We start from the raw sequence: 20,899 nt of genomic DNA on the forward strand, positions 1-20,899 counted from the left end.
GTTGTGGTTTCTGGGTTGGGGGATGGGAGAAGCCCGGGGGGTCGAGGGCTACTGGGGGTGTGGGCGTTGGTGTGGGTGTTGGTTGGGTGCGCGGCCTTGAGGGTTGGGGTTGTTGTTCGCTGTGGGTTCTGGGGTTGTGGTTGCTTTAGCGGGAGGGTTCTACGGCCAACCCGTTTTTCCCATTAGCTGAAGGCGGTCGGGTGCTGCTTACTGCGTACCCCTTGGGGCCGAACTTTCCAATCAGGGCGGGGTGGGTGGATGGTGCTGTGCCCGCACCGCACTTGGCGGTCGTGCTGTTGAGTGGCACGTCTGGTAGGTCAGGGCCAAGTACGGCGACGGGCCACCCCCCAGGACTACTGGTGTGTTCTAGAGATGCGTGTCCCCACCTCTGGCGAAAACCCCCGCCGTCTAAGCACCGTTTACCGCTCTACGGCCAACCCGCACACACCCAGGCGGGCACACCACCAACCGTTTCTAGACCCCCAGGGTCTGAGGTGCGTTGCGCCGTGCGGGTCACTACAGCGCGTGATGAGGTTCAAGCGAACCCCTTGGCGCTGGGGGATCTGCGCACCGCGCACGTTCAACCACCCGGGGCGGGGGCGGTAGTAGCCCGTGCGCACCAACCCCCTCGGCCACAGGGGGGCACCTGTGCGCTGCCCCGGCCCGTGCGGGGTTTGAAGCGCAACCGTGCGCTGTAGTGACCCGCACGGCACCAACCCCCTCAGGTCCCAGGGGGTGTGCGCGTGCAGGTGTGCAGCCGCCTCAGCCCCCGAGGGTTTGTTTGAAGCCTCGTCCCCGCTGGTTGAACCCGCACGGCGCAAACCCCCTCAGACACAGCGGGGTACAGAGGTGCAGGTACGCGCTTCGCTCGGTGGTGCGGGTTGGCGGGAGTGCGGTGGTCGGCGCTCAGACGGCGGGGGTTTTCGCCAGTGCTGGGGACACGTTCTTCTCGAACACGTCGGTTGTCCTGGGGGGTGGCCCGTCGCCGTACTTGGCCCTGACCTACCAGACGGTCACTGGTCTGCTCATCCGCCAAGTGCGGTGCGGGCACAGCACCATCCACCCACCCCGCCCTGATTGGAAAGTTCAGCCCCAAGGGGTACGCAGTAAGCAGCACCCGACCACTTCAGCTAATGGGAAAAACGGGTTGGCCGTAGAACCCTCCCGCTACAGCAACCACAACCCCAGAACCCTCCCGCTACAGCAACCACAGACCGTAGAACCCTCCCGCTACAGCACCCCAACCCCAGAACCCACAGCGAACAGCAACCACAGACGAACCCCCAGGTGGCCTGCGGCCCCAGGGGTTTTCACCTGCGGCCCCGCTCTGGCTACTTCCTGATCGTGTCGGTGGCCCAAGCGTTGTGCTTGGCCGTTTCGGTGAAGACCCACGGGCCCACGCAGGCGACGCTCTCGTCGTAGTCGCCGTCGCGGCTGACCAGGCCGACCAGTTCCCAGCCGTCCTCGGTGCCGCGGATCATGGGGCTACCGGAGTCGGTCGAGCAGACCTGCGCCTGTTCAGTGGGGTGTTCGGAGCAGAGGTCCTCGTCGAGCTCCGCGCAGCGGTCGTCGGGCACGATCTCGGTGTCGATCTGCTGGAGGATCTCCGGCTTGGGTACCTGGCCGAGCTCGTCGACCACGCCCCAGCCGAGGGCACGCACCTCGGTGCCCGGGGCCGGCCGGTCCTCGGCGATGCGGATGGGGGTCTGCTCGACCGGGGAGTCCAGCTTGAGGAGTGAGATGTCCTTGCGCACCAGGAGGAACGAGTGGGGGTAGTCGGGGTCGTCGCTGACGTCCTGCGCCTCGTAGTCCGGGTGCTGGACCACGTCGACCACCTCGCGTTCGCTGCCGCCCTCGTCGCGATGGTTGCTGCCCACCCGCACTGAGATCTTCTCCGTGCCGAGCAGGTCGAAGTCGGAGCAGTGGGCGGCGGTGAGCACCCACTGCTCGTCGATCAGCGAACCCCCGCAGTAGTGCAGGCCCTGGTCGTCGAACAGGGCGGTCACGAACGGGTACTCCTCGGTGGCGTCGACCCCGCCGATGATGGCGGAGGCGGGAGGGGCCAGCGCCAACGGGCCCAGCAGCGCCGCGGCTCCGATCGTCCCCAACACTCGGCTGTTCCTGATCATGTCCGTCCCTTCGGTTGTGGTCTGCACACGAACCTAGGGGGGCCGCCCCCGTCGGGGCATCGGCCGCGAGAGCTAGCCTGCGGCTACGAAAGTCGCGCCCTTGCGGGGTACGAACGGAGGTGAAGCGCCCGGCCGGGCAGCCGGGCGCTTCGACTTCAGAAGCCGTAGTTGTGCATCGAACCGCCCGGGTAGACGGTGCCCACCCCGTCGCGGTAGGCGTAGCCGCCGTAGTTGGCGCCCTCGACGAAGGTCCAGCCGCCCAGGGTGAGGCCGTTCAGCGCCACGTACCAACCTGCGGCGTTCGGGTCCGTGTAGCCGCGCAGGGAGAAGTGGATGTGCGCGCCGGTGGTCGAGCCGCCCGCGCAGAGGCTGTTGCCCTGGGTACCCAGGTAGTGGCCGGTGCCCACGTCGTTACCGGGCAGCCACTGGTAGTCCTCCAGGTGGTAGTAGTCCGTGGAGTATCCGTTGTCGTGGATGACCCGGGTCCAGCCGGAGCAGAGCGAGTAGGCGTAGCCGCCCCGGGCCGCGCGGGCCTGGCCGTTGCCTCCGGCGAAGTCCACGGAGCTGTACGGGGGGCCGCCGCTGAACCCGTGCGGGCCGCCGGTCATGATCATCGAGGTGCCGATGGAGAACGGCAGACCCACCCCGGTGTAGGCCATCGGGGAGAGCTGGTCCGGGTCCGTGGAGGCCGCGACGGTCTCGCGCTGCTCGGTGTCCATCAGGGCCGACTCGGCGAGGATCTGGGAGAAGTCCTCGGTGCCCTCGAGGCCGATGTCCCAGGTCGCGCCGTCGAGTTCGGCCGCGAACAACCAGGCGTGGGGGTCCTCGCCCTCGATCTCGGGGGCGGTGACGATGGCGACACCGAAGGCGGCCTCGTCGTTGGCCTCACGGATGTCGACCCGCACGTCCCGGTCCTGGGCGGCGAGGGTGGACAGCTCCGTGGAGCGTTCCGCCAGGACGTCCTCGATGACCGAGTCGGCCAGGGAGGACGTGGTGGTGGGGAGGTCTTCGGCCACCTCGGTGAGGATCTCCACGTTGGCGGCGGTGCTCAGGGGTTCGGTCTGTGCCGTCGCGGGGGTCATGGAGGTGACGACCAGCGCGACCGAGGCGGTCAGTACCAGGGGGGTGGTGGGTAGTGTCAACGCTTCTCCTGGGGAGTCGAGCGAACGGGGTGTGACACCACAAGCTCGTGGCTACCGCAGAGTAACCAGGCCCCCACAAGCGGACAAGGGGTGTTCCGGAAACTTTCTCCGGCGACACCCCTTGTTTGGTTGGTTCCCTACCGAGTGGTTCTCTCCAGCGCCAGCAGGAACTCCTTGCGCTCCAGGCCCCCGGCGTAGCCGGTCAGCTTCCCATCGGCGCCGATGATCCGGTGGCACGGAACGATGACGCTGATCGGGTTCCGCCCGTTGGCCATGCCCACGGCGCGGGACGCGGTGGGTCGGCCCAGTTCCCGGGCGAGCTGGCCGTAGCTGGAGGTCTCCCCATAGGGGATGGTGGTCAGCGCCCGCCACACCTGGAGCTGCCAGGGCGTCCCGGAGGGAGCGAGTGGCAGGTCGAAGTGCTGGAGCTCCCCGGCGAAGTAGGCGGCCAGCTGCTTCCTCACCTCGGTGAAGGAGCCCTCGTCGGCCACCCACTCGGACGGGATGGCACGCGTTCCCTGTTGGGGCGGCGTCAGGAGGCCGCCGAGGGCCTCGCCGTCACCGAAGAGCGTCAGCTCGCCCAGGGGTGAGTCCATCGTGCCGTGGCGGGTCGGGCCGGGCAGCGGCGAACGGAACGTCACCGCGGTCTCGCGGGACGGAGCGGGCTGCTCCAGGTCCATGGGAAGTGTGTCCTGTTCGGTGATCATGCTGACTCCTTCAGGCTGAGTGACGCCCACAGGAGGTGGGTCGCGTAGGAACGCCACGGGCTCCAGGCCTCGGGCTCGGCCTCCTGCTTCAGGGCCTGGCGGACGCCGAGGTCCGTGGACAGGAAGACGTCCGGGTCGCCCAGGCCGCGCATCCGGACGTATCCGGCGGTCCACGGGCCGATCCCGGGCAGTTCCATCAGTTGTCGCTGCGCCTCGTCCCGGTCGCAGCCCGGACCCAGGTCCACACGGCCGGAGGCGATCGCCCCGGCCATCGTGGTCAGAGCCCTGCCCCGTGAGACGGGGATGGACATCCCGGTGGGATCGGCACCGGCCAGGGAGTCCGGGGAGGCGAACGTGTGCGTGAGTTCGGGGAACAGGTCGCCGAGCCCGGAGGGCAGCGGTTCCCCGTAGCGGGACACCAGCCGTCCTGCCAGGGTACGCGCGGCCTTGACCGACACCTGCTGGCCGAGGACCGCGCGGACCGCGAGTTCGGCGGGGTCCACGTGGCCCGGAGCGCGGGTTCCGGGACGCTGACGCAGCACGGGGCCGAGTACCGGGTCGGGCCCCAGGACCTCGGCGACCGCGTCAGGGTCGGCGTCCAGGTCCAGGAGGCTCCGGCAGCGGCGTACGGCGCTGGTCAGATCGCTGGGGTCGGTGAGCCACAGTCGGCACAGGACGTGGTCGGAGCCGGCGGAGAGTTCGACGACGCCGGGTCCGTGGGGCAGGCGCAGGGTCCGACGGTAGGAGCCGTCGAACCCCTCCACGCCCGGAACCGCACGGGCGCCGAGGAAGGAGAGCATCCCCTCCAGATCGATCGGTCCCCGGTAGGGGAGCCGCAGCACGATCCCGCCCGGGGTCGGCGCCGCCCTGCGGGTGGTCGCGCGCATCTGGGAAGGGGAACGGTCGAAGACCGCCCGCATCGTCTCGTTGAACTGGCGCACGCTGCTGAACCCGGAGGCGAACGCGACGTCCGCCATGGGCATGTCGGTGGTCTCCACGAGGACGCGGGCGGTGTGTGTGCGCTCGGCCCGCGCCAGGGCCAGGGGCCCCGCGCCGACCTCGGCCGTGAGCAGCCGGTTCAGCTGGCGTTCGCTGTAGCCGACGTTCTCCGCGAGGGCGCCCACACCCCCGCGGTCCACGGCGCCGTCGTGGATCAGCCGGATCGCCCGGCCCACGACGTCGGCCCGCACGTTCCACTCGGGGGAGCCGGGAACCGTGTCCGGCCGACACCGTTTGCAGGCGCGGAACCCCGACTCCTGCGCGGCGGCCGCGGTGCGGTAGAACCGGACGTTCTCCCGGCGCGGGGTCACCGCCGGGCAGCTCGGGCGGCAGTAGATGCCGGTGGTGCGCACGGCGGTGTAGAAGACCCCGTCGAAACGGGAGTCCCTGCTCCGTACCGCTCTGTAGCGCTGCTCGTCGTCCATCACAACCACCATGTTCGTCGATTCCGACGAGGCGTGCTGGCGGTTTTCGGACACGTAGGTCGGGTCAGTCCTCGCTGGTGAGGTAGTCGATGTAGACCGGGCGCAGCGCCTCGTGGACCTTGGGGTCGTGCTCCGCCGAGAACGCCTCGTAGAGGAGCCCGGTGGCCTGGGCGACGCTGGCCTCACTGGCCTCGGGGTTGCCCGCGGCGGCCTCGGCGGCGGGGATCAGGCGCAGCAGCCGCCAGAGGAAGCCCACGTCCCAGCGCCTGCGCGCCAGGTCCAGGGCGCGTTCCCGCAGGTCCTCGGTACTGGTCTGTTCGAATCCGTCATCCATCCTCGGACGATACCCGCCCCCGTGCCCCGCACCCGCGAGTGACCTGGGTTACTCTTCACACGAGTCGATCATCTCCCCCCGCGGGGAGGGCCCTCACAAGGGGCGCCCGAGGGGAACGTAGTGAGGGGTACGCCATGGCCGAGGCCGCCGCGCGCGTCGTCGTCGCGAAGCCGGGACTGGACGGGCACGACCGGGGGGTCAAGATCGTCGCCCGGGTCCTGCGTGACGCCGGGGTGGAGGTCATCTACACCGGTCTGCGTCAGACCCCGGAGATGATCGTCGCCGCCGCGCTCCAGGAGGACGCCGACGCCATCGGCCTGTCGGTGCTCTCGGGCGCCCACATGACGATGTTCGGTCGGGTCATGGAGCTGCTCCGGGAGAACGACGCCACCGACATCAGGGTCTTCGGAGGGGGCATCATCCCCGACTCCGACATCGCGGAGCTGGAGGCGATGGGGGTCGCCCGGATCTTCACACCCGGGGCGCCGACCGCCGAGATCGCGGAGTGGGTGCGCGAGAACATCCGGCCCGCGCACGCCGCCTGAGGGGTTCGTGACCTTCGTCGCAGTTCGTCAGGGGGCCGATCCAGGGCGAATCGACCCCGAACCGGTGTTATCAGCGGTGTCTCTCGTCACATATCTTCCCAAGTCGGAGGGGCCGCAACGCCGCATGAGCGGCATTTGTGCGCAAGACCATGGGGTGAACGCGACCCTGGTGTCCGGCGGCCAGACGACGGGCGACTAAGCTTTGCGCATGTCGCGGGTGGCAACGCCGCGGCGATCTCGATCTCTGTAGGCGGCTCACCCCCAACGGGGCTCTGCGTCGTGGCGTGACACCCCTTTCAGTGCGTCACGCCGATCGACACGCCACCCCGGTACACACTTGAGCCAGCGAGTTACAAGGACGGACCCTCGTGGACCTGTTCGAATACCAGGCGAAGCAACTCTTCGCAGAGTACGGGGTTCCCGTACCCCAGGGGAAGGTGGCGAGCACGGTCGCTGAGGCGCGTGCCATCGCCGATGAGTTCGCCGCCGCGGGCAAGCCCCGCGTCGTCGTGAAGGCCCAGGTCAAGACCGGTGGTCGCGGTAAGGCCGGCGGCGTCAAGGTGGCCGAGGGCCCCGAGGACGCCGAGGCCAAGGCCGGGCAGATCCTTGGCATGGACATCAAGGGCCACACGGTCCACCGTGTCCTCGTCGAGGAGGCGAGTGACATCGCCGAGGAGTACTACTTCTCCTTCCTGCTCGACCGCGCCAACCGCAACTTCCTCTCCATCTGCTCCAAAGAGGGCGGCATGGAGATCGAGGAGGTCGCCGAGACCAACCCCGACGCCGTCGCCAAGATCTCGATCGACGCCCTGAAGGGCGCCCCGGCCGACGTCGCCGCGGAGATCGTCAAGGCGGGCAACCTGCCCGAGGCCGCCGCCGCGGGTGCCACGGAGATCGTCTCCAAGCTGTGGGACGCCTTCGTGGGCAAGGACGCCACCCTCGTGGAGGTGAACCCGCTCATCCTGACCAAGGACGGCCGGGTCGTCGCCCTCGACGGCAAGGTGACCCTGGACGAGAACGCCGAGTTCCGCCAGGACCTCGAGAGCCTGACCTTCGCCGAGGAGGGTGACCCGCTCGAGGTCGCCGCCAAGGCCAAGGGCCTCAACTACGTCAAGCTCGAAGGCGAGGTCGGCATCATCGGTAACGGTGCCGGTCTGGTCATGTCGACCCTGGACGTGGTCGCCTACGCCGGTGAGGACCACGGTGGCGTCAAGCCCGCCAACTTCCTCGACATCGGTGGCGGCGCCTCCGCCGAGGTGATGGCGAACGGCCTGGAGATCATCCTGGGCGACCCGGACGTCAAGAGCGTCTTCGTCAACGTCTTCGGTGGCATCACCGCCTGCGACGCGGTCGCCAACGGCATCGTGCAGGCTCTGGAGCTCCTGGAGCAGCGCGGCGACGACGTCAGCAAGCCGCTGGTCGTGCGCCTGGACGGCAACAACGCCGAACTGGGCCGCCAGATCCTCGACGAGCGCGCCCACCCGGCCGTTCGTCGGGTCGACACGATGGACGGCGCCGCCGCTCAGGCCGCCGAGCTCGCGGCGAAGTAGGGACAACACACCATGGCTATCTTCCTCAACAAGGACAGCAAGGTGCTCGTCCAGGGCATGACCGGCTCTGAGGGCACCAAGCACACCCGCCGTATGCTCGCGTCCGGCACCAACATCGTTGGTGGCGTGAACCCGCGCAAGGCCGGGCAGAGCGTCGACTTCGACGGCACCGAGGTGCCCGTCTTCGGCTCCGTCGCCGACGGCATGGCCGCCACCGGCGCCGACGTCACCGTGATCTTCGTTCCGCCGAAGTTCTCCAAGGACGCCGTCGTCGAGGCGATCGACGCCGAGATCGGTCTGGCCGTCGTGATCACCGAGGGCATCCCGGTCCACGACACCGCCGCCTTCTGGGCCTACGCCGGCTCCAAGGGCAACAAGACCCGCATCGTCGGCCCGAACTGCCCCGGTCTCATCACCCCGGGCCAGTCCAACGCCGGCATCATCCCGGCCGACATCGCCAAGCCGGGTCGCATCGGCCTGGTCTCGAAGTCGGGCACGCTCACCTACCAGATGATGTACGAGCTGCGCGACATCGGCTTCTCGTCCGCCGTCGGCATCGGTGGCGACCCGATCATCGGCACCACGCACATCGACGCCCTGGCGGCCTTCGAGGCCGACCCGGACACCGACGTGATCGTGATGATCGGTGAGATCGGTGGCGACGCCGAGGAGCGCGCGGCCGACTTCATCAAGGCCAACGTGACCAAGCCGGTCGTCGGCTACGTCGCTGGCTTCACCGCCCCGGAGGGCAAGACCATGGGCCACGCCGGCGCCATCGTCTCGGGCTCCTCCGGTACGGCCGCCGCCAAGAAGGAGGCCCTCGAGGCCGTTGGCGTCAAGGTCGGCAAGACCCCGAGCGAGACCGCTCAGCTGGTGCGCGACCTCTTCTAGGGGACGTGCCCCGCAGGGCGCTCGTTCAGCACGGCTCCGCCCCGCCGCCGGTGATCCGGTCGGTGGGGCGGAGCCGTTTCGTGTGCGGGGTTCAGTCGCCGAGCTGGTCGCGCCGTCGGCGTTGGGAGATGAGCTGCCCGACGAGGGGGCCGACGACCATGAGGCAGAAGAACCCGAGGAAGACCGTGATGGCGTAGACGTTGCCGCTGACGAACGAGGGCGTGCCCCACACGAGCAGGAGGAAGCCGCCCCAGCCGAGGAGTCCGCCGATGTTCACGCCCCGGTCCTTCTCGGTGACCTCGGACCCGTCCTCGTCGGGGACGGCGGGGGAGGTCTCGGAGGACGGGTGGGCCGGTTCGGGTTCGGCGACCGAGCTGGGGGCGAGTCTGCGCGGCAGGTCGTCGAAGAGCGGGACGAGGTCGGCGTTGTTCACCGCCCTGAGGGCGACGTCCGAGCGGTACTCGTGCTCCTCGGTGTCGAGCCGTCCCTCCTCGAACGCCACGCGCAGTTTCCCGAGAGCCTCGTCGCGTTCGGTGTCGGACAGCCGGTAGCTGCGGTCGGGTTCGAGTTCTGCCATGTGGCGTCCTTGGTGCGGGGGGAGCGGGGTCTCATCTTACGACGTATCGCGTTTGTGGGGCGTTCCGTCGTGGTGACGCGCACACGACACGCGTGGCCCGGATACCACGGAGCATTCCGGTCCCTGGCAGCATAAGTCGGGTGAGTACGCCAGGATCTCCCCCCGACCGAGGCCGACAGTCGAAGCGGTCCACGAGCACCAGCGACGGGGCCTCCGGGAGTGTGCCCGACTCACCGCCGGAGGCGGCGGGCCGACCGATCTACTCCACGGGCGGGGTGGCCGCGGCTTCGGCTGCGGGCATCGGCCTGGCGGTGATCGTCACGCTCACCATGGCCGGATGGGTGGCGGCGCCCCACGACACCTTCGGCGAGGACATCGCGGACCTGCTGCGCGGTGCCGTGCTGGCCTGGCTGGTGGGCCACCACGTGTCCTTCTCCATCGCGGAGGGACAGATCAGCCTGCTGCCGATGGGTCTGGTCCTGCTGCCGGGGATGCTGCTGTACCGGTTCGGCCGATGGCTGGCGGGCTGCTGCGTGATCGAGCGGCTGCGGCACGTGCACCGGGCGGCGCTGGCCATCGCCGGTCCCTACGCGGCGATCGCGGGCACGCTCGCGCTCCTGGCCCGCACGGACGAGGCCGTGCCCAGCATGCCGCGCGCCCTCCTCATGGGGTTCGTGATCGCGTTCATCGCGGGCGGACTGGGGGTGCTGCGCCAGCTCATGCGGGACAAGGGAGTGGCCGCACGCGACCTTCTCGACCTCATGCCCGCGCGGACGAGGTCGCTGCTGGTGGGCATGCTCGCGTCCACGGGAACCCTGCTGGTCGGGGGGCTGGTGCTGTTCCTGGTGGCGCTGGGGACGAACCTCCCGGAGGCGGTCGAGATCACGCGCTCGCTGGGCCCGGGGGTGGTCGGCGGTTCGCTCCTGCTGATCGTGCAGTTGGCGTACCTGCCCAACGCGGTGGTGTTCGCGGTCTGTTACGCGCTCGGCCCCGGGTTCGCGATGGGTGCGTCCACGGTGGTCGCGCCGACGGAGGTTTCGGTGGGCGCCGTTCCGGCGCTGCCGATGCTCGCGGCGCTGCCCTCCAACGGCGCCGCCCCGGTGCTGTCCCTGGGCGCGCTGGCGGTGCCGTTCGTGGCGGGAGCGATCGGCGGCGTGCTGACCCAGCGCAGCGCGCCCGACGTGGTCAGCGAGGCGGCGCCCCTGTGGGGGTTCGTGTGCGGTGTGACGACGGGCCTGTTGTTCGCGGCCCTGGCCGGGGTGGCGGGCGGTTCGTTGGGGGCGCAGCGGCTCAGCGACATGGGCCCCTCGGCCTGGCAGGTGGGAGTGGTGGCCGCCCTCGAGGTCGGGGTGGCGGCGGCGGTGGCGGCCTGGATCGCCAACTGGTGGTACACCCGCAAGCAGTCCCGTGAGGTGGCCGCGGAGCGGGAGGAGGCCGCGGACGAGCCGACCCCCGAACCCGCCGTGCCCGTGGTGGAGTTGCCCGAGGACGTCCCGGTCGGCAAGGGGCTGGCCACCGTCACGGCGCTGCGCCCCCGCGAGGCGGAGCGCGAGGAGAAGGTGGTGGAGGAGGCGCCGGAGCCGACCATCGCCGAACGCCGGGCGGTGCTGCGCCGTGTGCGGCAGGCCCGTAGGCGCGACCGCGTGGTGGAGCGGCAGGCGCGCAGGGAGGCCCGCCGGGAGCTGCGGGGGCAGCGCCGCGCGGACCGGCGCGCCGAGGGCGGCTGGTGGCGTCGCGGCCGCGCGGACGAGGAGTCGGAGGAACAGATGTACGGCATCACCTACGAGGCCGTTCCCGAAGACGCGGACCGGCGCGACTGAGGCGGGAAGCCCGGGGAGGAGACCGCTCCCGAACCCGGAGACGACGCAGGGCACGGCCACCGGCCGTGCCCTCCGCCGCCTCTCGGGCCGTCTCTCGGGCCGTCAGTCGCCCTTGGGGGCGACCCGGCGCTTGTCGGGCTCGAAGATGGAGTTCACGAGGTCGGAGCACCACTTGAGGAGTTCGAGGTCGCGCAGCGGCTTGCCGCCCAACCCGCCCGCCTTGGGGACCGGTACCAGGAGGGTCTTCGCGGACTCCTTCTGGATGGACCTCGGGTACATCCGCCGCAGCCTCAGTTCCTGCGACTCGCGCAGCTCCACCGGGGAGAACCGGATCTGGTTGCCCTGCATGACCACGTCGGCCAGCCCCGCGGACTTGGCCAGCACCCGGAACCGGGCCACCGCCATGAGGTTGTCCACCTGCTGCGGCGGTGTGCCGAAGCGGTCGGTGAGCTCCTCGTAGGCGGCGAGGATGTCCTGCTCGCTGGTGACGCTGGCGATCCGCTTGTACGACTGCAGACGCAGGCGCTCGCCCGGGACGTAGTCGTGCGGGATGTGCGCGTTGATCGGCAGCTCCACCTTGGTCTCGACCTCGGCCACCGCCTCCGGGTCGCCCTTGAGCTCGGCCACGGCCTCACCGACCATGCGCACGTACAGGTCGAAGCCCACGCCCGCGATGGTCCCGGACTGCTCCGCGCCCAGGATGTTGCCCGCGCCGCGGATCTCCAGGTCCTTCATGGCCACGTACATGCCCGCACCGGTCTCGGTGTGCTGGGCGACGGTGGCGAGCCGTTCGTAGGCGGTCTCGGTGAGCGGGCGCTCCGGCGGGTACAGGAAGTACGCGTAGGCGCGCTCACGGCCACGGCCCACACGGCCGCGCAGCTGGTGCAGCTGGGACAGCCCGTAGGTGTCGGCCCGGTCGATGATGAGCGTGTTGGCGTTGGGCACGTCCAGGCCGGACTCGACGATGGTCGTGGAGACCAGCACGTCGAAGTTCTTCTCCCAGAAGTCGACCATGACCTTCTCGAGCTGCTGCTCGTTCATCTGGCCGTGCGCGTAGGCCACCCGGGCCTCGGGGACCAGGCGCTTGATGGAGGCGGCCACCTTGTCGATGGACGCCACCCGGTTGTGCACGAAGAACACCTGTCCCTCACGCATCAGCTCGCGCCGGATCGCCGCGGTGATCTGCTTGTCCTCGTAGGGCCCCACGAAGGTGAGCACCGGGTGGCGCTCCTCGGGCGGAGTGAGGATCGTGGTCATCTCGCGGATGCCCGTCAGGCCCATCTCCAGGGTGCGCGGGATGGGCGTGGCCGACATCGCCAGTACGTCGACCTGGGTGCGCAGCCGCTTCAGGGCCTCCTTGTGCTCCACTCCGAAGCGCTGTTCCTCGTCGATGATGACCAGGCCCAGGTCCTTGAAGCGGGTCTCCTGCGACAGGAGCCGGTGCGTGCCGATCACCACGTCCACCTCGCCGGAGCGCAGGCCCTCGCGGGTCAGCTCGACCTCGCCGTCGGTCTGGAACCGCGACATCGGCTTGACCTTGACGGGGAAGGACGCGTAGCGCTCGGTGAACGTGGACAGGTGCTGCTGGACCAGCAGGGTGGTGGGCACCAGCAGCGCCACCTGCTTGCCGTCCTGCACCGCCTTGAACGCGGCGCGCACCGCCACCTCGGTCTTGCCGTAACCCACGTCGCCGCAGATCAACCGGTCCATCGGGACCGACTTCGACATGTCCTTCTTGACCTCGTCGATGGCGGCCAGCTGGTCGGGCGTCTCCACGTAGGGGAAGGCGTCCTCCAGCTCGTTCTGCCACGGGGTGTCCGGTCCGAACGCGTGCCCGGGGGAGGCCTGTCGCGCCGAGTACAGGCGGATGAGGTCCCCGGCGATCTCGCGGACCACCTTGCGGGCCCGGCTCTTGGCCTTGCTCCACTCGGCGCCGCCCATCTTGGACAGCGTCGGCGCCTCGCCGCCCACGTACCGGGTGACCTCGCCGAGCTGCTCGGTGGGAACGAACAGGCGGTCGCCGGGCTGGCCGCGCTTGGAGGGCGCGTACTCGATGAGCAGGTACTCGCGGGTGGCGCCCTGGATCTGGCGGCTGACCATCTCCAGGTAGCGGCCCACGCCGTGCTGTTCGTGCACGACGTAGTCGCCGGGCTTGAGCTGGAGGGGGTCGACCGTGCCCTTGCGGCGGCTGGGCATGCGGCGCATGTCGCGGGTGGAGGACTTCTGCCCCACGAGGTCGGTCTCGGTGAGGACCACCGTGTGCACCGACCGCAGTAGGAAGCCGTGGTCGACCAGGCCGGTGGTGACGGTGGCGATCGCCTCCTTGGGCGGCTCGGCCAGGTCGGCGGCGAGCGTGGCGCCCAGCCCCGCGTCCCTGAGCATGGCCACCAGGCGTTCGGCCGGGCCGTGCCCCTGGGTGACCAGCACGACGCTCCAGTTGTCGTGCAGCCAGCTCTTGACGTCGGCCAGGGCGCGCTCGGTGTCGCCGCGGTAGGAGTCGGCGGGCACCGCGCCCACCACGACCGCGTCGTCCTCCTCGCTCGGGTCCTGCCCGGTGCCCTCACCGGCGCTGAAGGGGGTCAGACCCCACCAGGGCAGGCCCAGCCCGGTCGCGACCGAGCGCAGATCGGAGATGGCCATGTAGGCGGACTCGCCGAGGTCGATGGGGGCCTCACCGCCGGAGGCGGCGTTGATCCAGGAGGCGTCCAGGAACTCGGCGCTGGTGGCCTCCAGCTCCACGGCGCGGGTGCGGATGCGCTCGGGGTCGCAGCCCAGCACCATGGCGTTCTTCGGCAGGTACTCCAGGAAGGGTTCCATGCGTTCGGCGAGCACCGGGGCGAAGGCCTCCATGCCCTCGACCGAGACGCCGTCGGCGATCTTGTTGAGCACCTCGGCCAGCGAGGGGTGTTCGGCGGCCAGGGCGCGGGCGCGCTCGCGCACGGTGTCGGTGAGCAGCAGCTCACGGCAGGGCGGGGCGAACAGGCCGGAGGCGGCGCGGGAGTCGGCGGCCTCGCCGGTCTCGCCGGGGGTGATGGAGCGCTGGTCGGCCACCTGGAAGTAACGGATGTCCTCGACGGTGTCGCCCCAGAACTCCAACCGGAGCGGGTGCTCCTCGGTGGGCGGGAAGACGTCCAGGATGCCGCCGCGCACGGCCATGTCGCCGCGCTTCTCCACCAGGTCCACGCGGGCGTAGCCGGTGTTGGTCAGGGAGCTGACCACGTCCTCAAGAGAGGCCTCGTCACCGGGCCGGATACGGACGGGTTCGAGGTCGCCGAGCCCTGCGACCAGCGGCTGGAGGACGCTGCGGACCGGGGCCACCACCACGCGCAGCGGCGTGGTGAGCGGGTCCGAGGGGTCCGGGTGCGCCAGACGGCGCAGCACCGCGAGGCGCTGGCCCACGGTGTCCGAGCGCGGGGAGAGCCTTTCGTGCGGGAGCGTCTCCCAGGCGGGGAAGAGCGCGACCGAGTCCGCGGGCAGCAGCGAGCCGAGCGCGTCGGTGAGGTCGGCGGCCTCCCGCTCGGTGGCGGTGACGGCGAGCACCGGCCGGTTCGCGCCCACGGGGGAGTCAGCGGCCAGCGCCCCCACCATGAAGGGGCGCAGTGCCGCCGGGGCGACGAGGTCGAGGTGGGGATCGCGGCCGCTCCGGGCGGTCTCGATCGCACTGTGCAGTGCCGGGTCCTTGGAGACGTCGGCGAGAAGTCCAATGAGGCTCATAGCACCAAAAACTGGAAGTGGTCCGGTTCAGGAGTCGGGTCCTGCCCTGACGCCGACACCCGCGTGCGGCGGGCACGGTTACCGCCGTCCCTCGAGGCGAGTGGGGACGGGTCCGTACGTGAACGGTGACGGTTGTGGGCGGCCGATGGGCGTGACCACCCGGCTTCTCTCAGCTTATCCAGTACCACCGTCACACGCGGGCCGGTCGCGGGGGCGGCGTTCGGGTCCCGCCGCGTCCGCGCCCCACCCCCGCACTCGGGGAACCGGAAGGGTCACTTCCTACCGAACCCATCCTGAACTGGTGATATTCCGCAGCGACGGCCTCGACGCCGGGGTGTGGGGACCGGCGGGCATACGCTGGACGCTCGTGGAGGGTCCCGCAGGACGGACAGAGAAGAGGATGTGCGTGGTGAGTGCCCACAGAGACGGGAGCGGGCCGGGCGGGGGCGCGGGCCGATCGAGTGCCCCGGCCTTCGCCCCAGGTCCGGACGGCCTCGCCCACTTGGAACTCATCCTCAGCGGCGCCTACCCGCTGGCCGGGTTCATGACCCGCGAACAGGCGGAGTCGGTGGCGCTCCGGGGACGCCTGCCCGACGGCCGCCCCTGGCCGGTTCCGGTCACCCTGGAGGTGCCGGAGGAACTGGCGGGACAGGAGCGGCTCACGCTCACGGACCTGGAGGGTGCCCCGCTGGCCGAACTCGTGGTGAGCGAGCGCTGGGAGTCGCCCGGTGAGGCCGGAGTTCACCACCTGGCCGGAGAGGTCACCCTGCTGCGGCCGCCCACCTACGGGGTCCTGCGGGAGCTGCGGTCCACCCCCGCCGAGGTCCGCGCCCAGCGCGGGCTGGAGCCCACCCCGGACCGGCCCCTGCTCGCCGTGGTCACCGACCGGCCGCTGCACCACCGCGCCCTGCACCAGATCCGCGCCGAGGCCGAGGCGCTCGGGCGCGCCGAGGTCCTCGTCATCGTCGACACCGGGCTGCACGACGAGGGGCTGGCCGCGACCGTGCTGGCGGCCGAGCCGCTGCTGCCGCCCCGGACGTCGTTCGCCGTGGTCACCCTGCCCCGGTCCGGAGCACGCTCCACGAGCACGCTCGGCGGGGCGTGGACCGAACGCGACGCCGCGCTGGCCGGGCACGTCGCCGCCGCCTACGGCGCCACCCACCTGTTGGTCGAGGCGGGCGGCAGCCCGCCCGAGACCGAGCGGGTCATGGCGCTGCGGCCGCCGCTGACCGTCCTGGACCCCGAGCCGTGGCGGTACGACGCGAACGAGGCGCTGTGGAAACCCCTCACCCACGTCGACCCGCGCACGGTCCTCGCTGAGCTGACCGACGACGAGGTCGCGGGGGAACTCGCGCACGGCCGCGAACTCCCCTCCTGGTTCACCCCCGCACGGGTGGGCGCCGAACTCGCGCGGCTGCGCCCCGCCCGTACCCGTCGCGGCCTCACCCTGCTCTTCACGGGCCTGTCCGGTTCGGGCAAGTCCACCATCGCCCGGGGGGTGTGCGACGGCGTCCGACGCTCGGGCCGCACGGTGAGCCTGCTCGACGGCGACGTGGTGCGGCGCGTGCTCTCCAAGGGGCTGACCTTCTCCCGGCAGGACCGCGAACTCAACATCCGGCGTATCGGCTACGTCGCCGCCGAGATCACCCGCCACGGCGGGGTGGCGGTGTGCGCGCCGATCGCGCCGTACGCGGCCGGGCGGGCCGAGGTCCGTGCCATGGTGGAGGAGTTCGGGGACTTCTTCCTGGTGCACGTGGCCACGCCCCTGGAGGAGTGCGAGGCCCGCGACCGCAAGGGCCTGTACGCCCAGGCGCGGGCGGGGCGGATCCCCGAGTTCACCGGGGTCTCCGACCCCTACGAGGAGCCCACCGACGCCGACCTGGTCGTCGACACCGTGGGCGCGGACCCCGCCGAGTCCGTGGCCCTGGTGCTGGACGCCCTGCGCGAGGGCGGTTGGCTCCCCTCCGACCAGCACGTGAGCGAGGAATGATGACGAGCGACGCCCCGACCCCACCGGTGCCCGGGCACCGGATGCTCCGCCTGGTCGAGGTGATGAAGACGCTGCGCCGGGAGTGCCCGTGGGACAGCACGCAGACCCACGAGTCCCTGGCGAAGTTCCTCATCCAGGAGTCCTACGAGACCCTGGAGACCATCGAGGACGGTGACTATCCGCAGCTGCGCGAGGAGCTCGGTGACGTGCTGCTCCAGGTGGTCTTCCACTCCGCGATCGGCGCCGAGCGCCCCGAGGGCGACCCGGCCCGGTTCACCGTGGACGACGTCGCCGACGCGATCATCGACAAGATGACCCGCCGCCACCCCCATGTGTTCGGGGGCCAGGACGTGTCCGGCACCGACGAGGTGTGGTCGAACTGGGAGGCCATCAAGGCCGCCGAGCGCGCCGAGAAGGCAAAGGCCAATGGCGGAACGGGTGAGACCTCGGTCCTGGACGGGGTGCCCTTCGCCCAGCCCGCCGTGCTGCTGGCGTACGAACTCCAGAAGCGGGCCGTGCGCAACGGCTTCCCCGCCGACCTCGTGGGCGACGACGGCTCCGAGGGCGGGGAGCTGTTCGCGGCGGTGGCCGCCGAGCGCGACCAGGGTCGTGACGCCGAGACCGACCTGCGTTTGGCGGCCCGTCGCTTCGACACCCGCGTGCGCGCCGCCGAGGAGGCCGCTCGCGCCGAGGGGCACGAGCCCCGCGAGCTCACCGACGAACAGTGGCGCGCCTACTGGTCGAAGACGGGCGAGTAGACGTCAGGCGAAGACGGCCCCGGGCAGCTCACTGCCCGGGGCCGTCGACGTCTTCCGCGCGGCGTTCGCGGAGCCCTTCGGCGGTTGGGCCGGATCGCGGGGGAGCGGTCCCGGGCGACCGCGCGCCACGCGTACCAACCACTCTTGAGGCCGTAGGAGAGCACGGACGGCACCGTGAGGTCGACGAAGACGATCTGCCGTGACTCGGCCGCGCCCCAGCGGCTTCGACCCCGTGCTGTTCGAGTCGGGAGTGGACGACCCGCTGGCCTGACTCTGAAAACCCTCAAATCGCCCAGTTTGATCTTGACTCCCATGTGACCCATGCAACACAGTGCTCTCACCTCGGGGCCAGGGGCTCCGGCACCCTCCGCCGGAGCCGGGCCCCCGAACCCGTGGGAGCCTCCTCATGCGCCGCTTCGGAAACGCGCTCGCGGCGTTCAGCACCAGGTGGGTGCCGGACGCCTTCGTCTTCGCGGTCATCCTGTCCGCGCTCGTCTTCGGAATGGCCCTGTTCCTGACCGACCGCACCCCGATCCAGCTGGTCGGGGACTGGTACGGCGGGTTCTGGGGCCTGCTGGAGTTCGGCATGCAGATGACCCTGGTCCTGGTCACCGGGTACGCCCTGGCCTCGTCGCCTCCGGCGCGACGGGCGATCCACAGAGTGGCGGGGCTGGCCCGGGGTCCGCTGACGGCGGTGCTGGTCACGGCAGTGGGCTCGGCGCTGCTGGGCATGCTGCACTGGGGGCTCGGTCTGATCGCAGGTGCGCTCCTGGCTGTGGAGGTGGCCCGCTCCTGCAAGGAGCGCGGGATCAGGGTGCACTTCCCGCTCGTCGTCGCGGGCGGCTACACGGGGCTGATGGTCTGGCACAGCGGGCTGTCCGGATCGGCGCCGCTGCTCGTCAACACCCCGGGGCACTTCCTGGAGGACCAGATCGGCCTCGTGCCGCTCAGCGAGACCATCTTCCAACCCTTCAACCTGGTCTTCCTCGCGGCCATGCTGATCGGCGCCCCGCTGCTGCTGATGAGCATGACCCCCAAGCCGGAGGAGAGCGAGGAGATCGGCGACACCGCCGAGAGCGGCCCCGGCGGGATCGGGCGGCCCGCCAAGGAGGAACTGCGCGCCCTGTCACCGGCCCAGCGCCTCATGCACAGCCGTGTCCTGGTGTACGCGGTGGTCGCCGTGGGGCTGGTGTACCTCGTGCCCGCCATCGTGACCAACGGTGTGGTGGGCATGGACATCAACATGCTCAACTTCGCGTTCCTCATGGCCGGGCTCGGCCTGCACGGAACGCTCGCCAGCTACTCGGCGGCGGCCGCCGAGGGGGCGAGGAACGCCTCCGCCGTGATCATCCAGTTCCCCTTCTACGCCGGGATCATGGGGATCATGGACACCTCGGGGCTGCTGGAGGTCATCACCCAGTGGTTCATCTCGTTCTCCACCCCGTTCACGTATCCGTTCTGGGCCCTGATCAGCGCGTGCCTGGTCAACCTGGCCGTGCCCTCGGGCGGCGGCCAGTGGGCCGTGCAGGGACCGGTGGTCATCGGCGCCACCGAGTCCCTGGGCATCCGCCCCGGGGTGGGCGTCATGGCGGTGGCCATGGGCGACCAGCTCACCAACGGCATCCAGCCGTTCTGGGCGCTGCCGCTGCTCGCTCTCACCAAGCTGCGGGCGGGTCGAATCCTGGGCTACTCGGCGGTCGTGATGCTCTTCGGCATCCTCGTCGCCTCCCTGTGCATCACGTTCCTGACCTGAGCCCCGTCAGCGGCGGTCCCGGATGCCCTCGGGCAGGTCGCGCACGTTGATCACCTCGGTCTCGGGGTCGCCCGGCGCCAGCCCCGAGCTGAACGACTCCTGAGGACGGCGGGCGGTCTCGCTGATGGTCAGCAACAGGCCCACGATCAGCCAGTTGGCCATCAGCGCGGACCCGCCCGCGGACAGGAACGGCGTGGTCATACCGGTGAGCGGGATGATCAGCGTCGCCCCGCCCAGCACGATGAACACGTCGAACGCGGTGATGAAGCCGTAGCCGAGCGCGGTGAGCTTGAGGAACACGTCCCGGCAGCCAAGGGAGATGCGCAGCGCCCGCTGGGCGAAGAGCAACAGCAGGGTGAGCACCGCCATGAGCCCGGTCAGGCCCAGCTTCTCGCCCATCGACACCAGGATGAGGTCGCTGTCGGCGGCGAACAGGTTCTCCGCGTTGCCACTGTGGAAACCGGTCCCCAGCAGCCCGCCGTAGGCCAGGGCGATCATGCCCTCCACCACCTGGAAGCTGCCGCCCTCGCTGTGGTAGACGTCCGGGTCGAACGCGTTCAGCCAGATCCGCACCCGGTTCTGCACGTGCCCGAAGATCAGGTAAGCCACGTAGGCGCCGGCGGAGAAGGCCACCAGCCCGATCAGCACCCAGGACTTGCGCGCGGTGGCCGCGTACAGCACCGCCAGGAACGTGCCGAACAGCAGCAGCGAGGTGCCGAGGTCCTTGGTGCCCACCAGGAGGAGGATCGCCACTCCCCAGCCCACGGCCATCGGGGCCAGGTCCCGGGCGCGCGGCGCGCTGAACACCTTCACCCCGCCCACCCTGAAGGTGCGGGTGACCAGCGCCATCACGTCGCGCTGGCGGCCCAGGTACGAGGCCAGGAAGATCACCAGCAGCACCTTCGCGAACTCCGAGGGCTGCATGGTGAAGGGCCCGATCATGATCCACCGCCGGGCGCCCAGCACCTCGTGGCCCAGGGGCGACAGCGGGAGCAGCAGCAGGACCAGCGCGGCCAGGGCGATGAGGTAGGTGTACATGGTCAGGCGGCGCGGCTGTCTCACGAACACGATGGCGGCGGCGCAGAGCACCATGCCGACCAGCGTCCACATCAGCTGCCTGTCGGCCTCACTGCTGCCGGGGGCGAGGTCCCGGGTCATCTGGAGCGCCCAGATCATGGTGATGCCGAGCCCGCTGAGCGCCGTGGCGACCGGGAGCAGCACGGGGTCGGCGTAGGGGGCCACGAACCGCAGCAGCACGTGCAGGGCGATCGCGCCCGCGCCGAGCACCACGCCGTACAGCAGCACCCGGTCGTCGACGCCGCCGGTAACCGACAGCGACGCGTACACGAGGGCGGCGAAGGTCACCCCGATCGACGCGAGCAGCAGCGCCAGTTCGGCGCGTCTTTGTCGTGCGGGGCGCAGAGCCCCGTCCAGTGGTTCGGTCCGCGGGTTGGCCATGCTCGTCCTCTACCGTTCACGCGGGGCCGTGGCTGTTCCGGTGTGGATGGGGGGACGGGCGGCCCTCAGTTGGAACTATAGACACGGGTGAGGGCCGGGCAAGCGGA

15 protein-coding genes are annotated in these 20,899 nt (G+C 70.5%); 7 read left to right on the forward strand and 8 right to left on the reverse strand.

The annotated features are described in order from the left end of the window. Positions 1-1,331 precede the first annotated feature (1,331 nt). The 5 genes from ADX84_RS17285 to ADX84_RS17305 form a co-directional block, all read right to left on the reverse strand. Positions 1,332-2,129 carry a trypsin-like serine protease gene (locus ADX84_RS17285; protein WP_049575674.1) on the reverse strand — a complete coding sequence of 266 codons (798 nt, stop codon included), beginning with the start codon at positions 2,127-2,129 and terminating at the stop codon, positions 1,332-1,334. Between the two features lie 155 nt (positions 2,130-2,284). Beyond that, positions 2,285-3,271 (reverse strand): M23 family metallopeptidase, encoded by a 987-nt coding sequence (locus ADX84_RS17290; RefSeq protein ID WP_049575677.1) that lies wholly within the window; start codon positions 3,269-3,271, stop codon positions 2,285-2,287. 137 nt (positions 3,272-3,408) lie between these two features. Continuing rightward, positions 3,409-3,978 carry a methylated-DNA--[protein]-cysteine S-methyltransferase gene (locus ADX84_RS17295; RefSeq protein WP_049575680.1) on the reverse strand — a complete coding sequence of 190 codons (570 nt, stop codon included), beginning with the start codon at positions 3,976-3,978 and terminating at the stop codon, positions 3,409-3,411. Further along, complete coding sequence (locus ADX84_RS17300) at positions 3,975-5,414, reverse strand: AlkA N-terminal domain-containing protein (RefSeq protein WP_049575683.1); 1,440 nt, start codon at positions 5,412-5,414, stop codon at positions 3,975-3,977. The genes ADX84_RS17295 and ADX84_RS17300 overlap by 4 nt, the downstream gene beginning before the upstream one ends. Positions 5,415-5,466: 52 nt before the next feature. Then, a complete protein-coding gene (locus tag ADX84_RS17305) occupies positions 5,467-5,736 on the reverse strand; it encodes a hypothetical protein (RefSeq protein WP_049575686.1) in 270 nt (89 codons plus the stop codon). Positions 5,737-5,870: 134 nt separating this feature from the next. Between ADX84_RS17305 and ADX84_RS17310 the strand changes: the two genes are divergently transcribed. The 3 genes from ADX84_RS17310 to sucD all read left to right on the forward strand — a co-directional run bounded on the left by ADX84_RS17310 (position 5,871) and on the right by sucD (position 8,722). Next, a complete protein-coding gene (locus ADX84_RS17310) occupies positions 5,871-6,281 on the forward strand; it encodes a cobalamin B12-binding domain-containing protein (RefSeq protein ID WP_017545893.1) in 411 nt (136 codons plus the stop codon). 368 nt (positions 6,282-6,649) lie between these two features. Beyond that, on the forward strand, positions 6,650-7,831 hold the full coding sequence (gene sucC, locus ADX84_RS17315; protein ID WP_049575688.1) for an ADP-forming succinate--CoA ligase subunit beta: 1,182 nt from the start codon (positions 6,650-6,652) through the stop codon (positions 7,829-7,831). 12 nt (positions 7,832-7,843) lie between these two features. Then, entirely contained in the window at positions 7,844-8,722 is an 879-nt protein-coding gene (gene sucD, locus ADX84_RS17320; RefSeq protein WP_017545891.1) for a succinate--CoA ligase subunit alpha, read from the forward strand. Between the two features lie 91 nt (positions 8,723-8,813). Here sucD and ADX84_RS17325 read toward each other — a convergent pair whose 3' ends face one another. After that, entirely contained in the window at positions 8,814-9,299 is a 486-nt protein-coding gene (locus ADX84_RS17325) for a DUF1707 domain-containing protein (RefSeq protein ID WP_049575691.1), read from the reverse strand. Between the two features lie 221 nt (positions 9,300-9,520). On the opposite strand from ADX84_RS17325, the gene ADX84_RS17330 reads away from it, so the two are divergent. Next, positions 9,521-11,119: a DUF6350 family protein gene (locus ADX84_RS17330; RefSeq protein WP_049575694.1), complete on the forward strand. Its 1,599-nt coding sequence runs from the start codon at positions 9,521-9,523 to the stop codon at positions 11,117-11,119. Positions 11,120-11,221: 102 nt separating this feature from the next. Here the strand turns inward: ADX84_RS17330 and mfd are convergent, their stop codons facing one another. Beyond that, complete coding sequence (gene mfd, locus ADX84_RS17335; protein WP_049575699.1) at positions 11,222-14,833, reverse strand: transcription-repair coupling factor; 3,612 nt, start codon at positions 14,831-14,833, stop codon at positions 11,222-11,224. A 406-nt stretch (positions 14,834-15,239) separates the two neighbouring features. Between mfd and cysC the strand changes: the two genes are divergently transcribed. The 3 genes from cysC to ADX84_RS17350 all read left to right on the forward strand — a co-directional run bounded on the left by cysC (position 15,240) and on the right by ADX84_RS17350 (position 19,334). Continuing rightward, on the forward strand, positions 15,240-16,823 hold the full coding sequence (gene cysC, locus ADX84_RS17340) for an adenylyl-sulfate kinase (RefSeq protein WP_049575754.1): 1,584 nt from the start codon (positions 15,240-15,242) through the stop codon (positions 16,821-16,823). Next, complete coding sequence (locus ADX84_RS17345) at positions 16,823-17,581, forward strand: MazG family protein (protein WP_049575702.1); 759 nt, start codon at positions 16,823-16,825, stop codon at positions 17,579-17,581. The genes cysC and ADX84_RS17345 overlap by 1 nt, the downstream gene beginning before the upstream one ends. Positions 17,582-17,987: 406 nt before the next feature. Beyond that, entirely contained in the window at positions 17,988-19,334 is a 1,347-nt protein-coding gene (locus tag ADX84_RS17350) for a short-chain fatty acid transporter (RefSeq protein WP_049575705.1), read from the forward strand. A 6-nt stretch (positions 19,335-19,340) separates the two neighbouring features. Here ADX84_RS17350 and ADX84_RS17355 read toward each other — a convergent pair whose 3' ends face one another. Beyond that, on the reverse strand, positions 19,341-20,792 hold the full coding sequence (locus tag ADX84_RS17355) for an FtsW/RodA/SpoVE family cell cycle protein (protein ID WP_049575707.1): 1,452 nt from the start codon (positions 20,790-20,792) through the stop codon (positions 19,341-19,343). Positions 20,793-20,899 lie beyond the last annotated feature (107 nt).

The sequence above is a fragment of the Nocardiopsis sp. SBT366 genome (genome assembly GCF_001083815.1).
Lineage (GTDB): Bacteria > Actinomycetota > Actinomycetes > Streptosporangiales > Streptosporangiaceae > Nocardiopsis > Nocardiopsis prasina.